Raw genomic sequence first — 14,842 nt, forward strand, 5'->3', positions numbered from 1 at the left:
ATGTATACAGCTATCGTGCTTGCATATTACTGAAAATGCCGTTTCGTCTCCTGTACGCAGTCGGCGCAGATCAGCTTACCCTTGAACATCATCGCTTCGATGTTGCCGCAATAGAGACAGCCCGGACTATACTTCTTCAGAATAACTTGCGTGTCGTTGACGAACACTTCGACTGATTCGCCGATGTCCAGCGACATCGCGCGGCGGATCTCGATCGGAATGACAAGACGGCCCAGCTCGTCCACCTTACGTACAATGCCTGTCGGATTTTTCATGAGAGAATTCCCCTTCTTTCAATAGATAACTATTATTCCCATTATGCCTTTACTAGGGAGAGATGACAATATCAGATCGCAGGCGCATCCAAATTTCCGTTAAATTTTACTAGAGACCTCGAACAAAGCGGCGCAAAAAATAAAAAAGGCGCCCGAAACGCCATCTCGCCTAGCATTCGGGGCCTCTCCTATATTGCACTCTACAACACCTTGCTCAAGAACGCCTGCGTCCGTTCATGCTGCGGCGAATCGAAAATCGCTTCCGGCGCGCCTTCTTCGACGATATAGCCGCCGTCCATGAACAGCACGCGGTCGGCGACCTCGCGGGCGAAGCCCATCTCGTGCGTGACGACGATCATCGTAATGCCTTCATGCGCCAAGTCCTTCATGACCTGAAGCACCTCGCCGACCATCTCCGGGTCGAGCGCGGAGGTCGGCTCGTCGAACAGCATGACCCTCGGGTTCATCGCCATCGCCCGCGCGATCGCGACCCGCTGCTGCTGGCCGCCGGACAGCCGGTCCGGATATTCGTCCCGCTTCTCCGCCAAGCCCACCTTCGCCAGAAGTTCCAATGCCTGCTTCTCGTTCGCGGTCTTGTCCATCTTCTTGATATATTTCGGCGCGAGCATGATGTTCTCCAGCACCGTCAGGTGCGGGAACAAATTGAAGCGCTGGAACACCATGCCGACGTTCTCCCGCAGCTTATCGATGTTCGTCTTCGGATCGGTCACCTCGACGCCGGCGATGACGACGCTGCCGCTCGTCACGTTCTCGAGCAAGTTCAGACAGCGCAGGAACGTGCTTTTGCCGGAGCCGGACGGTCCGATGACGCAGACGACCTCCTTCTCCCGGATCGTCGTGGAGATATCCTTCAGGACGACGTTTGCGCCGAATTGTTTTTTCAAATTTTGCACGGTGATCATCGCAGGTTCAGTCTCCTTTCGAGCAGACGCGACAGTCGGCTAAGCGCCAGAATGAGCACGAAGTAGAAGACGCCGACCATGCCCCATATTTCGAACGATTTGAAGTTGGTGGAGATAATGATTTCACCGCTCTGCGTAAGCTCCCTAATGCCGATAACCGACAACAGCGAGGTGTCCTTGATGCTGATGACGAATTGGTTGACGAAAGCCGGAATCATGCGGCGCAGCGCCTGCGGCAGCACGATCAGCCGCATCGTATAGTAACGGTTCATCCCGAGAGAGCGGGCCGCCTCGACCTGACCTTTGTCCACGGAGTTAATGCCTGCGCGGACGACCTCCGCGATATACGCGCCGGCGTTCAAGCTGACGGCCGCGATACCGGCGATCTCCGGACCGATCCGGAAATCGAAAAATTCGGGCAGACCGAAATAAATGAAGAATACTTGCACGAGCAGCGGCGTGCCCCGGATAATATCGACGTAAATGCCCGCCAGCCCGCGGATGATCCAGCTGCGGGCCGTGCTCATCAAGCCGGCGATAAGGCCGATCACGAACGCGATCACGAGCGAGATGGCCGCAATCTTTAACGTGATCAGCAAGCCGTCTAACAGAACGGGCAGCGCGTCTGACATGATTTGAAGCGTGTCTGACATCGGTGAACAGCTCCTTTCCGAAGGGGTAGCTAGGATACATGCATGGATTGAACTAGAAGGCGCCGGCCCCTCCAGCCTCGCGTTGGGATATCCGCAAACGAGGGCTGAAGGCTGCCGGCGCAAGGCGAACCGTTACTTTGCAGCAGATCCCGTATAGGTATTCACGATCTCGTCGTACTTGCCGTTCTCCTTGAGCTTCTTCAAGCCGTCGTTCAGCTTCTGCAGCAGCTCGGCGTCGCCTTTATCCACCGCCATGCCGTAGAAGTCGCCATTCAGACGGTCGCCGACGATTTTCAGGTTGGAGTTCGGATCGACCGCGATTTTGTAGGAGATGACCGGGAAGTCCTCGATCGTGACGTCCGCGTTCTTATTCGATACCTCTTGGTACATGGCCGGGCTGTCGTCGAAATATTTCACTTCGGCGCCGAATTCTTTCGCCAGCTCCTCCGCTTTAATAGCGCCGGAAGTACCCTTCTTGATCGCGATCACTTTGCCCTTCAGATCCTCGGGGCTATCGATGTCGGCCGTATCCTTGTGCACGATCAGCGAGAGACCTGCTTCGTAGTAGGGCTCGGTGAAATCCACGACCTTCTTGCGTTCGTCGGTGATGCTGATGCCCGCGACCGCGCCGTCCAGTTGGCCGGATGTAATCCCCGGGATAATGCCCTTGAAATCCATCGGCTTAATATCGACCTCGAACCCCTCTTCGGCGGCGATCGCGTTCAGCAGATCGATATCGATGCCTACGTATTTGCCGTCCTTCTCGAATTCGAAAGGCGGATACGTCGCGTCCGTGCCGAACACGTATTTCTTGACGGCATCCCCGCCGCTAGCCGATGTCGCATTGTCCGCATTCTTGTCGCCGCAGGCGCTGAGCGTGAAAGCCATCATCGCGCAAGCCGCGATCAGTCCGATTTTCTTTTTCATGAGAAACCCACCTTTTCGTTAGTTTGAAGCAGCACCGCTTTCTTGGAAGCTATCGTAAACGGCGCACTACGAAAACCTACGCGATCCTATGCGATAGATCACAAAATGTGATATTAAACATGACACGATATTTTTATGTAATCGCTATCACTATCATCGACCGCCAACACACCTTCTATTTCGGTCCGAATTACGGTTACAAGGTCATAATACCTAACGTAAGTCTCGTTCATCTTCCAAATCAAACGACGCGGGGATCCCTGCCAAAGAAAATAAAAAAACCGTTCATGCAGGCATTCGCCTGACATCGGAACGGTTCCATTGCGCTTTATTCCATCTTCCCCAGCATCTCGACGTGCAGCACTTGCAGAAATTTCTTGATATTGACCTTGCTTTTGCCGTCTGGCTGCTCCTCCTCGATCGCCCTCATCTTCAATCGCACGTCTTGAAAGTCGAAATACAGCGGCGCGTAATATTCGAACTTCGGATTGCTGTAGTCCGTCAGACCGATCGACGCCATGTTCGACAGCGCCGCCGACACCGCCCGGCGCAGACGCTGCTCGATCGCTTTGCATTCCTTCTCGATCTCCTGCTCGCCCCGTCCGGCGCGGGCGGCCGCTTCGTACAGCTCCTTCAGCGCCGGGAACGCGTGGGGGTCCGGCTGCTTCGCCAAGTGCTCCATCATGGCCATAATATCCTTGCTGCCGCTTTCCCCCATGATGCCCAGGTCCATCAAGATCGGCTTGACCACTTCGCGAGGCTCGCGCGCCTTGCGCGGGAGCGCGGATTCAGCCAGCTCGAAGACGGAGAGCGACTGCTTCATCTGCTGAATATGCCGCTCGTATTTGAGCCGTTCCCTGACATTCCCCAGTACCGCTTCCACCTCGATGCGGTTAATCGGCTTATGGATATAAAATTCAACGCCGGCCTGATACGCCTCGCCGACCATCTCCTTGTTCTCGACCTGCGAGATCATGACGAATTTGCCCGTGAACCCGCGCTTCTTTAGCTCGCGTACCGTCTCGATCCCGTCCTGATCCGGCATGAGCAGGTCGACGAGCACGATATCCGGCCTTGCGCCAAGCACCGCTTGCACGCCCTGCTGGCCGCCATCCGCGGTTCCGGCTGTCTCGCCAAGTCCGCATTGCTCGATAATGCCCTGCAGCATCCGCCGGCTGACCGCGTCGTCATCGATAATTACGTACGATATTGCCACTTGTATCCGCCTCCCCCTTGCTGCTAAAGGATTGCCGCCTTCGCTAGACGCATGACGAAGGTTGTCCCGCCGCCTTCCTGCCGCTCCATGCCGACTTGACCGCCCAACGCTCCGGCGATCGCGCGCACGTGCGATAAGCCGATGCCGGTTGCGGCAATGCCATCTTCATTGAATTTCGTCGTGTATCCCGCTTCGAAAATAATGTCGCGGTCTTGTTCCGGTATGCCCCTGCCGGTATCGCGGACCATAAAGACGAAAGACTCGCCCGATTCGAACACCGAAATCGCGACCTTTCCTTCCCGCTCGATCGCTTCCACCGCGTTCGCCGCCAGATTATTCAAGGCCGTCAGCAGCGGGACATAGTGCGCCGTCACGAATCGCGTCTGTATGTCCGCGCGGAACGAAATCGTCTTGCCCAGCATCTGGCCGTACGCCTCGTTGCCCTTGACCACGTGATGGAGAAGCTCCTCGATCTCCATGTTCACGGCCATCTCGCTATCATACAGCTTCGACAATCCGGCGAGAATGCGCTGCGAATCTTTCTTCACCTCGTGGATGCGCTGGGCGATGCCGAGCGCCTGTCTGCCGAACGCGCGCTCGTTCGCGCCGCTAAGCTGCCGGTACAACGCGAAGCTGTCCGCCGTAATCCGCTCGATCTCCTCCATCGACTTCTTCAAATAGAACGTCTCGCCGTACAACCCGGACCCGATGTGGAGCATCTGCTCCATCCGCTTCTCCTGCTCCGCATGGAGCGCCCGCATTTGGCTGACCGAGATGCTGCTGTACAAACCGATCACGAAGAAACTCCGCACGAACGCGATCGCCAGCAGATTGAACCATTCCAGCAAATAGAAGGCCTCCGCGCCGATGAACAAGCCTCTGAGCAGCAGCTCCGCCTCGTTCGACGCGAAATCGACGATTGCGACGAAGCTCCCGAGCAGCAGCGGATGAAGCTTATCCGTCCTTTTCAAAATATGCAGCATGCCGTACGCGTACACCACGTAATAGATGCCGGCCGGCAAATTATGCCGCAGCGCATCCGTCACGGACAGCGATTCCGTCTGCAGCATCCACTCGGCCCCTTGGAAAATCACGCTGACGATGCCGGTGAATAAACCGGTCCACATATACGGAATATGGCGCATGAACAGCAAGAAGAGCAGGAAGACGCTAACGCCAAGACCGATGCGGAACGAATCCCCGGTGAATGGATAGATTTTGAATTCCGAGCCAATGCCTGCCGCGACGGCGATGACGGCGATTTGCAGCTTCTCCTTCTTGAAGAGATTCTTCATGTCCGCCCTCCCTTGTCGATGATCGTATTATAATCATTTTCATTCGACATGGGTAGAGCATGCCGCCAAAGCATCGTTCGCGTCGAGAGCGCGGCGGAATTGCGTATGTATGTAGAGGAAGCGCGCGCGGGCTCCGCACCCGCGGCAAAAAGCTTGCCGCCCGCAAGCGGGGGCAAGCTTTTTTTTGCCGATCTGTCAGGTGGCAGGTTAGGTTGGGATGTTGAACCGTGCGACGTACACTTCGAGACCGGACGGCACCGATTTTTGCGTAAGCTGATTGTTCGCTTCATCGAAGATTTTCAGCGTGTAGCCCACAGTTGTTAGCGTCGTGATGTTGTTGAAGCGAGCAACGCCGAAATCGTCGAATTCCGCTCTAATCGTCGTCGTGCCGCGCGTCAGCGTAGCTGTCCATCCTGGCGTGTCGTAAGGCAGGTTAGACGAGGTCTGTTGCACCGCGATAACATGGAACCGCTCCAATGTTTGCCGGATACGCCGTTTCTTGCGCACCACTGGTTTCTTCACGGCCGATTTTTTCACTGCCGCTTTCTTGATGACTGCTTTCTTCAAGCTCTTCTTGATTAGCACCAAATCTATCATTCCTTTCGTTTGAGGATACTTTAATAGATGCCGGACAGGCCTGAAAGGAAACGAGCAATCTACCTATTTTTGATAGATTGGATAGATTCGCCGCATGCGAACCACCGTCGGCGGATTCTCATAACATGTCGGATGAGAGGAGAACTGCCGCATGGGAACCGGACAAGAAAGACAGCGCAAGAAGCATCCTTCGCATAAAATGTGCCCGGCATTAATTCGAAGACGCCGGCAAATCCAAAGCCGTCAAAAGCCGGGAAGCAACTCGAAGCTGCGCGTTATCGTGAAATTGAAGCAACGCCTTACTCCGCTCGCGATCCGAATGCTTCGACGCGACCTCGGCCAGGAAGCATTGCCCATCCATCGGCAGCTTGCCTTCTTCTCGGCCTTCTCGACGATCGTATCGATCTCCTGTCTGGATAAATTGTGCAGGTGCAAAGGCGTCGAGAACGTGTATCTGGATCGTAAACGAACCGCCACGCTGTATGTCGCTTCTCCGTCGATCGGCGCAACGCAAGCGCGTAAGCAAAGAGGATTATCCGGCAAAGGCGTCAATATCGCCATCGTGGACACAGGCGTCTATCCGCATCCTGATCTCATTCGGCCATACAACCGCATCGTCGCGTTCAAAGACTTCGTGAACGGCCGCAAGCGTCCTTACGACGACAACGGCCATGGCACCCATCTAGCCGGCGACGCAGCCGGGAACGGGTGGGCGAGCAAAGGGAAGTATGTTGGAGCTGCTCCCGAGTCTGGAATCGTAGGCGTCAAAGTGCTGAACGCGAATGGAGATGGTTACGACTCTACCATTATCGAAGGCATCGCCTGGTGCATAGCCAATCGCAAGCGGTACGGCATTCGCATTATCTCGCTGTCGCTCGGCGGGCTGGCCATCGGCACCTGCCAAGACGACCTGCTCTGCCAAGCGGTCGAACGCGCGGTCCGCGCCGGCATCACGGTCGTCGTCGCCGCAGGCAATAACGGACCTGGCCGCGGCACGATCGAGTCGCCGGGCAATAGCCCATCGGCCATTACGGTCGGCGCCGTCGACGATCGCCGCACGATCGTACAGGCTGACGACCGCATCTCCTGGTTCTCGAGCCGAGGGCCGGCCAAGGGCGGGCTTCGGAAGCCCGACCTCGTCGCGCCTGGCGAAAGCATCACCTCGCTCCGCGCGCCTGGCTCCGTGCTCGACCGGGAGCTGGCGCATCAGCGCGTGGGTAAGCAGTACTTCTACTTGACCGGCACCAGCATCTCGACGCCGCTCGTGGCGGGCGCAGCCGCGCTGCTGCTGCAGCGATATCCGAAGTTGTCGCCTGGGCAGGTGAAGGCGTCCTTGAAGCGACGTGCGTTCCGGCTCGGCTATAGCAGAGGCGCGATCGGGAGCGGCGAGGTGAACGTCCGGTTCTTGATTGGGGTGGGCGGGAGCACGCCGGCAGCACGGAAGAGAGGCCAATCGGCAGCCTGCCGCCGATGCCAATGAATCACGGCAGCCGCATCTGCGCGGCTGCTTGCATACATACGATCAACCTAAAGGGAGCCTCCCGCTTCCTTCACCGCCGTCGATTTCTTCATACCCGCCAATCGAAGCTCATACAATAACCGATAATGCATTTTCTCGCATATCCAAGGGAGGTGATACCGGTGACGGTCCGAGCAATAACCCCGTGGGAGGAACATCGTTTCTGGGTGGAGATTTTGCAAGATCATGCTTATTTCGTACGCGATCATTTGTCCGTCGCGGAGCAAGCCGCGATCAGGAATGCACAATTCTACATCGATGCCTTCCAGTCGCTGTTCGCCAAATTGCATGCCCTGGATAAGAACGGCGGATACGACAATCCGGCCTACGTCACGTTCGCGAAAGAGGTTTGGCCCGTCGCGAGCGGCTACTTTCAGCTGGAAGGCAGCCTGCAGCGCGGGCGTATCGCCAATCAGGTCAATCTGAATCTTTCGCCCACGTACTTGAACGGCACGCTGAACGAGAATCAGGAGTATTTGCGCATGCTTGGCTATATGATTCAGGGTCAAACCCCGGCTCCTCTGCCGCTCGTCGAGCTGATGGACCTCTGGCTTGAAGACCAACTGGGACACGCGATCCTGCTCATCAATGTGCTCGACCCTGGCGAAGGGGGGATTCGCGCCCGCGCGGAACGATTCTTGGATGCATTCCGCCTCCTATTCAGCCAGAATGAAATCATTCGGGGCTATCTTCGTTTCTCCCCGCCCGGCATCCCCGTCCAGCTGCGGCTCGCCCGGGAGACGCTCGTCGCCGTGAACGGCTTCTATGATTTCGTGCTGGAGATCATCAAGCTGTACCGGACAACTGCGCTGCTGGAGAAGACGACGCTCCGGTTTTTGGAACACCATCTGCCCGAGACGTGTTATTTCATCCGCAAACTCGCCGATTTGGTTCCGGACATCTCTATCTCCGCGCATTGCTCGCTGACCAAACCTACCTTCTACGATAATGTGAAGCTGCCGACCCAACCTCCGGTTGTCTAGTCGCGCATCTTCCTGCCTTAGGCTGCCTCCTGCCTTCTTCGCGAATGACCTAAAGACCCTTGAACCCCGTCACGGGATTCAAGGGTCTTTAGGTTAAAACGTTAAGGCTGCAGCTGCCATAGAGCCGGCACGTTGGACGGCTCCCATCCAGCCAAGGAAGTATGAGCTTGGAGACACTTATATACGGCGCCGTTGTATGAGACCAGCGCACCTGCCGCGTAAGCGGTATTGGCCGCCCAAGGCGTCGCGCTTGGCGCTTGTGCCGTCGTCACGGTAACGGCATTGCTCGCCGCGGATGCGTTATTCGAAGGGTCGAAGGCGACGACGGTGAACGTATAAGACGTACTTGGCGTCAATCCGGTCACCAGCTTCTCGGTCGAGCTGCCCGCCACTGTTGCGATGAGCGTCGATCCCGAGTAGATGCGGTAGCCTGCAATGCCCGATTCATCCGACGAAGCGCTCCACATCAAGGTGAGCGAGTTGGAACCAGCCGTACCCATCACATGCAGTCCGCTAGGTGCCGTAGGCGGCGTGTTATCGACTGGCAGCGGGTCGGTCGTCACTTGAACGACGTTGCTTGCCGGCGATCGGTTGCCCGCGGCATCATACGCCTTGACGGACAAGGCATGGGTCGTGCCGGCGGCTAGATTCGTCAAATTGACGCTGAGCTGATTGGCCGGAACAGTAACGATCGTAGTCGGGTTCGAGCCGGCATATACTTCGTAGCCCGCTACGGCGATGTTATCGCTCGAAGCGCCCCAGTTCAGCGTCGCCGTCGTCGTGCCGACTGCTGTCGCGTTCAAGCCGGACGGAGCCGTAGGCGCGACGTTGTCCGCGGGACCGTTCCCGAATTGGACGTCGATGGCGTTGTACCACGCATTGCCCGTGTCCGCGATATCCCAGACAGCCAAAATAATGTGATAGCCGGTTCTCGCTGGCACGTTGCAGGAATGCGACAGCGTCGCAGGAGGCTGCTGGCCGTTGCCGTTGATCGTGCAGAACGGCGTCAGGTTAAGCTGATCGCGCGTCAGCGGCGCGTTCGGGTTCCAATTCTCTTTGGTGATGAAGTAGCGGTAGCTCGTCGTTGCGTGGCGAGCCGTGAATTTCCACGTGAATGTATTCGGTCCGCTGCTCATGTTCACTTTGTTCCAACGCGTGGCGGATTGCTCGTCGAGGGCCGAGAAACCGGCGAGACCCGCGCTCGCGATTTTACCGTCGGCCGGACCGGCAGCGGGGAACCCCTTCAACCCTTCCAAGCTTTGCGGCTCGTAGATGATTGGACCGCAGTTCGTGTTCAATCCATTCTTGCACTGAATCGCCCGGCTAGCCGGCGAGTCGACGTATCCGTGCGCGGAAGCCGACTGAGCGAACAGGAACGATAATGCGATCGCGAACAGCAAGCTGCCGCAGGCGATAATCGATGCTTTAAGATTCATGTCCATTCTTTGCGCTTTCATCATCCTATAACCTCCTGTGCATGCAATGCGCATGGTTTTTCTCCACCCTTCCTTGGGCTCTATTCTAGCGGTTCAGCCCTCCTTTCGCCGAATAAGACAAGCCTTTCCCGAACGGAAAGAATCTTCCCCCTCCTTTGCCTACGATTTATATAAACTCCGAAGAGCTTATACCGAGTTTGCGATCATAGCACAGGACCGTTGATCGAGACACGCGGAAGAGACGGGAACGTGAGTCGGGAACGTTGGAGCATCGCCCGCCCGAACAAGTCCGTTGGCGGTAAAAGAGGCGCAAGGTTTTCACGATTGGCCAGCTGCTTGTTTGCCGACATTTCTGTAAGTATTTAGTCATATTACTATTTAAATGCGGCATGTCTCGGTTTGATTACACCTATTTCACAAAAAGGGCTGCCTGCAACATCGCCTCTCGATTTCTCGGATAACCACCGTCAGCCGGCTCAGTCCGTCTTCATTCGAAACGCAAAGAACCTTCGGCCTAATACCGAAGGTTCCGCTTACAGACGACCTGCTCTCCTACGATTAATCGAACAAATCGCCGAGCACGTCAAGCACATTTTTCTTCTTCTTATACGGATACTTGCCGCCATGCCCGTGGCCGTAGCCGCCGGACGAATGACTGCCATAGTAGCCCTGTTGGCCATGCTGCGGCGGGTGATAGCTGCCGTCCTTCCCCTTATGTCCATGTTGCGATGAAGCCGAATGGGAGCCGTAGCCGCCTGATGACGGAGGAGGTGTATTGCCATAGCCCGGCTGTTGTCCATAGCTGCCCGATGAGCTGCCGTAACCGCCCTGCGAATTCGCGTATCCGCCAGGAGGCGGGCTGCCGTAACCGCCACCCGGCTGAGGCGTCCAAGAGGACGGCTGCGAGGGATTGACCGGCTGGCCGCGGGACGGCTTCGCATACTGGTCGAACAGCCCGCCAGCTTGCGGGTTGGAAGCCGGTTGGCTGCCATAATACTGCTGCTCCATCCGGGTATATTCGCTCTGCATCGTTCGTACGTCCCGAAGCAGCTTATCCAGCTCGCCGCGGTCAAGCCATACGCCTTTGCAATCCGGGCAAACGTCGATCAAGACGCCGTCCTTCTCCACTTCCCGCATGCGGACATCGGTACAAATCGGACATTTCATCACGCTTGCCTCCTAATATACGTTTTCAATAATCGTACCTTATACGCCGTTCGGGCAAAATAGTCGCAACTTTGCGCCGATAGTTAATGGTCCGAAATGGCGACTGGCGCCGGCTCGCGAAAATGTTCATGGTTCCCTTCCCGCTTCCTCTGGCGAACATCCTCCCGCGATCCAGGACTATTTTCTTCTATTTCACGCTGTTTATCTTATATTTACGACGCCCTCCTGCATCCTTTACGCTGGAATTAAGCGTTTACTTACTTGCTTGAGGAGGATAAGTCCTTGAAACTTGACAACCGCGAACGTAAGACGAAAAGCAAATTCTCTTATACGGCCCCAGCCAACGGTTATCCCGAGTGGAATAACAATCCCGATCTATTCGCGCTCAACCGCTTGCCCGCCCATGCGGCCCTTATGCCTTACGAAACCGTCGAGGAAGCGATCCAAGGCGACCGACGTACCTCGAGCAGTTACTTGTCGCTGAACGGCAAGTGGAAATTCAGCTTCGCGTCGAATCCCGCAGCCCGGATTACAGGCTTCGAGCAGGACGTGTTCGATTGCAGCGCATGGGCTGACATTCAAGTCCCGGGTCACTGGCAGCTTCAGGGCTATGACTATCCGCAGTACACGAACATCCGATACCCTTGGGAAGGCACGGAGGATCTTAAGCCGCCGTTTGCTCCCACTCAATACAATCCGGTAGGTTCCTACGCACGTCATTTCACCGTCCCCGCCGCTTGGGAGGGACAATCCGTCTACATCAGCTTCCAGGGCGTCGAATCCGCATTCTATGTCTGGGTGAATGGCGATCTCGTCGGCTATAGCGAGGATACGTTCACGCCGGCCGAATTCGATCTGACCCCCTACCTTCGCAAGGGCGAGAACAAACTCGCCGTCGAAGTGTACCGCTGGTGCGACGCGAGCTGGCTGGAGGATCAAGACTTTTGGCGGCTGAGCGGCATATTCCGTGACGTATACTTATATACCCGCAAACCCGTCCATATCTACGACTTCTTCGCCTTTCCCGAGTTGGACGAAGACATTCGCGACGCGCAGCTAACTATCCATGCGCAAATTACTAGCGAGTTCGAAGCTGGCCGCGCGCATGCCTACACACTGGAAGCGATGCTGTTCGACGAGGCGGGAACGCCCGTGCTGGATCAGCCTTTCGTACTGCCAACGAATGCCGCCTCGGGCGATTCAATCGTCGCGCAAGGCGCCATCCCGGTCGTGAATCCAGCGAGATGGAGCGCCGAGCAGCCGAACTTGTACACGCTCGTCCTCGTGCTGCGCGACGAGACCGGGGCGCTGTCGGAGACGGTCAGCTGCCGCGTCGGCTTCCGCCGCTTCGAGATTCGCGACGGACTCATGCAGATCAACGGCAAGCGCATCGTCTTCAAAGGCGTGAACCGGCATGAATTCTCCTGCGACCATGGCCGGGTGCCAAGCCGCGAGGAGATGCTGACCGACATCAAGCTGATGAAGTCGCACAATATTAACGCCGTGCGCACCTCCCACTATCCGAACGATTCGGCGTGGTACGAGCTGTGCGACGAATTCGGCCTATATGTGATCGACGAGACGAACCTGGAGACGCACGGCAGCTGGTCGTATAACCAGAGCGAGCTTGGCGACTTCACCGTTCCGGGCAGCAGACCGGAATGGACGGCCAACGTGCTCGACCGCGCCAATTCGATGTTCCAACGCGACAAGAATCATCCTTCCGTGCTCATTTGGTCGCTCGGGAACGAATCGTTCGGCGGCGACAACTTCATTCGCATGCATGACTTCTTGCGGGAAGCCGATCCGAGCCGGATTGTGCATTACGAAGGGGTCTTCCACTGGCGCGCGTCGGAGGATGCCTCCGATATCGAGAGCCACATGTACACCCGTCCGGACAAAGTGGAGCAATATGCGCAGAACAATCCGAGCAAACCGTTCATCCTGTGCGAATACGCTCACGCGATGGGCAATTCCGTCGGCGGCCTGGATCATTATACGAAGCTGTTCGACCAATATCCGGTCATTCAAGGCGGCTTCATTTGGGATTGGGTCGATCAGGCGATACGCCAATACACCGAAGACGGCAAGGCTTATATGGCCTACGGCGGCGATTTCGGAGAAAGTCCGCATGACGGCAACTTCTGCGGCAACGGCCTGCTGTTCGCCGATCGCTCCGTCACGCCGAAGCTGCTCGAGGTTCGCAAATGCTACCAGAACGTCGAGATCGGCGCCATCGATTCGGCGAACGGACGATTCTATATTTGGAACAAATCGCTCTTCACGAATCTGAATGCGTACGACATCCGCTGGCAGGTAACGGAGAACGGCGAAGCCGCCGGAGACGGCGCGTTGGTGCTATCTGTCGAACCGGACAGCAGAACGGAGTTCGAGATTCCGCTGCCGAATCGCCAAGATCCGTTCGCCGAAGCGGTCTTGACGATCAGCCTCCATCTCAAGGAGGCGACGGCTTGGGCGGATGCCGGCCACGAGATCGCGTTCGAGCAGTTCATTCTTCCGCTTTCGACTCGTACCGTACAAGTCGGTCCGACAGTTCCGCGCGGTGCCGTGACCCTCATGGATTCGGATGCTCGGCTTGTGATCGAGGGCAACGAATACCGGGCCGCATTCGACAAAACGACCGGCGCGTTTGTCTCCTGGGCGTCCGGCAATCGCGAAATGCTGCTTGCCCCGCTCGTCCCGAACTTCTGGCGAGCTTACACCGACAACGATCGCGGCAACAAGCACCACGAACGCTGCGCGACTTGGCGCGATGCCGGCCCAGACCGGCGGCTGCTCGCCCTGACGTGGGAGACGCTGCAAGACCGCGTGCTCATCCGTACGCTGTTCGAGCTTCCGACAACGAACGCCTCTACCTGTGCGATTCATTACGCGGTAATGGCTAGCGGCGAGATCGAGGTGTCCATGCAGCTATCTCCAGGCGCCGATCTGCCCGAAATTCCGGAGATCGGTCTCATGACGCAGCTGGCTCCTTCGTTCGACCGGTTAACTTGGTATGGCAAAGGTCCGCATGAATCGTATTGGGACCGCGAGAACAGCGCCAAGCTCGCCCGACATGACGGCCGCGTAGCCGAGCAATTCGTACCGTACTTACGTCCGCAGGAATGCGGCAATCACACGCAAGTACGCTGGGCGGAGATTACCGACGCCGCGGGCGAAGGACTTCGGATCGATGCCGATCTGCCGCTTGAATTCAATGCCCTTCCGTATACACCGCTCGAGCTGGAGTCGCACGACCACGTTCATCTGCTGCCGGCGATCACGAAGACGGTGCTGCGTATTAATCATAAGCAAATGGGAGTAGGCGGCGATGACAGCTGGGGCGCGAAGCCGCATCAGACCTACTGGCTGGAAGCGAACCGCGCGTATGCCTATTCGTTCCGCATGAAACTGATCTAATCGCTAGAGACCTCGGCGGCACGCGCCGCAGAGGTCTCTTTGTTCATCATCGGCGAGATCGACGCCGGCGGATGTTCAGCGTGGTACGTCGGATGTTCAGCGTGGTGCGTCGGATTCGGCAGTGGGCCCTGCGAGAGCGAGCATGGCGGTTTCCGGGTATGACGTGCAGCTTCGTTTGTCAGGCGGGACGAATCTCGCGCATCGCTTGGGACTCGATGATACGCGAATGATGCATTAAGAATGCCGAATTGGGCGAATCATGACCGTTTTACGGCAATAATTTCATTTGTCCGCATCCAATGTCCACCATACTGACCGACTTGTCTTCATACCCATTCCATGCGAGGCCTGACTAAATAGCTCCCTACTCCCTTCTTTTCGTTTGCAAGGTATGTTTAAATGTTTTTGTATGCCGAAACCTAGTTTCATTT

The 14,842-nt window shown here is 56.8% G+C and carries 11 protein-coding genes and 1 pseudogene; 3 read left to right on the top strand and 9 right to left on the bottom strand.

Annotated elements, in window-relative coordinates; translation table 11 throughout:
- Nucleotides 1-26 precede the first annotated feature (26 nt).
- From ACFFSY_RS19900 to ACFFSY_RS19930, 7 genes are all read right to left on the bottom strand, one after another.
- Nucleotides 27-275, bottom strand: coding sequence for an AbrB/MazE/SpoVT family DNA-binding domain-containing protein (locus ACFFSY_RS19900; RefSeq protein WP_377497269.1), 249 nt, complete (start codon nt 273-275; stop codon nt 27-29).
- 200 nt (nt 276-475) lie between these two features.
- Nucleotides 476-1,198 (bottom strand): amino acid ABC transporter ATP-binding protein, encoded by a 723-nt coding sequence (locus ACFFSY_RS19905; RefSeq protein ID WP_377497271.1) that lies wholly within the window; start codon nt 1,196-1,198, stop codon nt 476-478.
- Nucleotides 1,195-1,851 (bottom strand): amino acid ABC transporter permease, encoded by a 657-nt coding sequence (locus tag ACFFSY_RS19910; protein WP_377497273.1) that lies wholly within the window; start codon nt 1,849-1,851, stop codon nt 1,195-1,197. The genes ACFFSY_RS19905 and ACFFSY_RS19910 overlap by 4 nt, the downstream gene beginning before the upstream one ends.
- A gap of 132 nt (nt 1,852-1,983) precedes the next feature.
- Nucleotides 1,984-2,778, bottom strand: a complete 795-nt coding sequence (locus tag ACFFSY_RS19915) for a transporter substrate-binding domain-containing protein (RefSeq protein ID WP_377497276.1) — start codon at nt 2,776-2,778, stop codon at nt 1,984-1,986.
- Between the two features lie 328 nt (nt 2,779-3,106).
- Complete coding sequence (locus ACFFSY_RS19920; RefSeq protein WP_377497278.1) at nt 3,107-3,994, bottom strand: DNA-binding domain-containing protein; 888 nt, start codon at nt 3,992-3,994, stop codon at nt 3,107-3,109.
- A gap of 23 nt (nt 3,995-4,017) precedes the next feature.
- Complete coding sequence (locus tag ACFFSY_RS19925) at nt 4,018-5,289, bottom strand: sensor histidine kinase (protein WP_377497280.1); 1,272 nt, start codon at nt 5,287-5,289, stop codon at nt 4,018-4,020.
- 207 nt (nt 5,290-5,496) lie between these two features.
- Nucleotides 5,497-5,874 carry a hypothetical protein gene (locus ACFFSY_RS19930; protein WP_377497282.1) on the bottom strand — a complete coding sequence of 126 codons (378 nt, stop codon included), beginning with the start codon at nt 5,872-5,874 and terminating at the stop codon, nt 5,497-5,499.
- Between the two features lie 163 nt (nt 5,875-6,037).
- Here ACFFSY_RS19930 and ACFFSY_RS19935 point away from each other — a divergent pair, with 163 nt between their 5' ends.
- On the top strand, nt 6,038-7,366 hold the full coding sequence (locus ACFFSY_RS19935; RefSeq protein WP_377497284.1) for a S8 family peptidase: 1,329 nt from the start codon (nt 6,038-6,040) through the stop codon (nt 7,364-7,366).
- Nucleotides 7,367-7,527: 161 nt separating this feature from the next.
- Nucleotides 7,528-8,388: a DUF2935 domain-containing protein gene (locus tag ACFFSY_RS19940; protein ID WP_377497286.1), complete on the top strand. Its 861-nt coding sequence runs from the start codon at nt 7,528-7,530 to the stop codon at nt 8,386-8,388.
- A gap of 101 nt (nt 8,389-8,489) precedes the next feature.
- Here the strand turns inward: ACFFSY_RS19940 and ACFFSY_RS19945 are convergent, their stop codons facing one another.
- Both ACFFSY_RS19945 and ACFFSY_RS19950 read right to left on the bottom strand, forming a co-directional pair.
- Nucleotides 8,490-9,845, bottom strand: a complete 1,356-nt coding sequence (locus ACFFSY_RS19945) for a lytic polysaccharide monooxygenase (protein ID WP_377497848.1) — start codon at nt 9,843-9,845, stop codon at nt 8,490-8,492.
- A 1,010-nt stretch (nt 9,846-10,855) separates the two neighbouring features.
- Nucleotides 10,856-10,991: pseudogene (locus ACFFSY_RS19950) on the bottom strand (TFIIB-type zinc ribbon-containing protein); the annotation flags it as partial.
- A gap of 282 nt (nt 10,992-11,273) precedes the next feature.
- Between ACFFSY_RS19950 and lacZ the strand changes: the two are divergent.
- Nucleotides 11,274-14,411 (top strand): beta-galactosidase, LacZ type, encoded by a 3,138-nt coding sequence (gene lacZ / locus ACFFSY_RS19955; protein WP_377497288.1) that lies wholly within the window; start codon nt 11,274-11,276, stop codon nt 14,409-14,411.
- Nucleotides 14,412-14,842: the final 431 nt, after the last annotated feature.

The organism is Paenibacillus aurantiacus (genome assembly GCF_042431225.1).
Classification (GTDB): Bacteria; Bacillota; Bacilli; order Paenibacillales; family Paenibacillaceae; genus Paenibacillus_Z; species Paenibacillus_Z aurantiacus.

What these genes read in the sequence shown, in the direction of transcription:
- ACFFSY_RS19915 (WP_377497276.1), bottom strand. Translation starts at nt 2,778, where the DNA reads ATGAAAAAGAAAATCGGACTGATCGCGGCTTGCGCGATGATGGCTTTC.
- ACFFSY_RS19925 (WP_377497280.1), bottom strand. Translation starts at nt 5,289, where the DNA reads ATGAAGAATCTCTTCAAGAAGGAGAAGCTGCAAATCGCCGTCATCGCC.
- ACFFSY_RS19910 (WP_377497273.1), bottom strand. Translation starts at nt 1,851, where the DNA reads ATGTCAGACACGCTTCAAATCATGTCAGACGCGCTGCCCGTTCTGTTA.
- ACFFSY_RS19945 (WP_377497848.1), bottom strand. Translation starts at nt 9,845, where the DNA reads ATGAAAGCGCAAAGAATGGACATGAATCTTAAAGCATCGATTATCGCC.
- ACFFSY_RS19905 (WP_377497271.1), bottom strand. Translation starts at nt 1,198, where the DNA reads ATGATCACCGTGCAAAATTTGAAAAAACAATTCGGCGCAAACGTCGTC.
- ACFFSY_RS19900 (WP_377497269.1), bottom strand. Translation starts at nt 275, where the DNA reads ATGAAAAATCCGACAGGCATTGTACGTAAGGTGGACGAGCTGGGCCGT.
- ACFFSY_RS19935 (WP_377497284.1), top strand. Translation starts at nt 6,038, where the DNA reads ATGGGAACCGGACAAGAAAGACAGCGCAAGAAGCATCCTTCGCATAAA.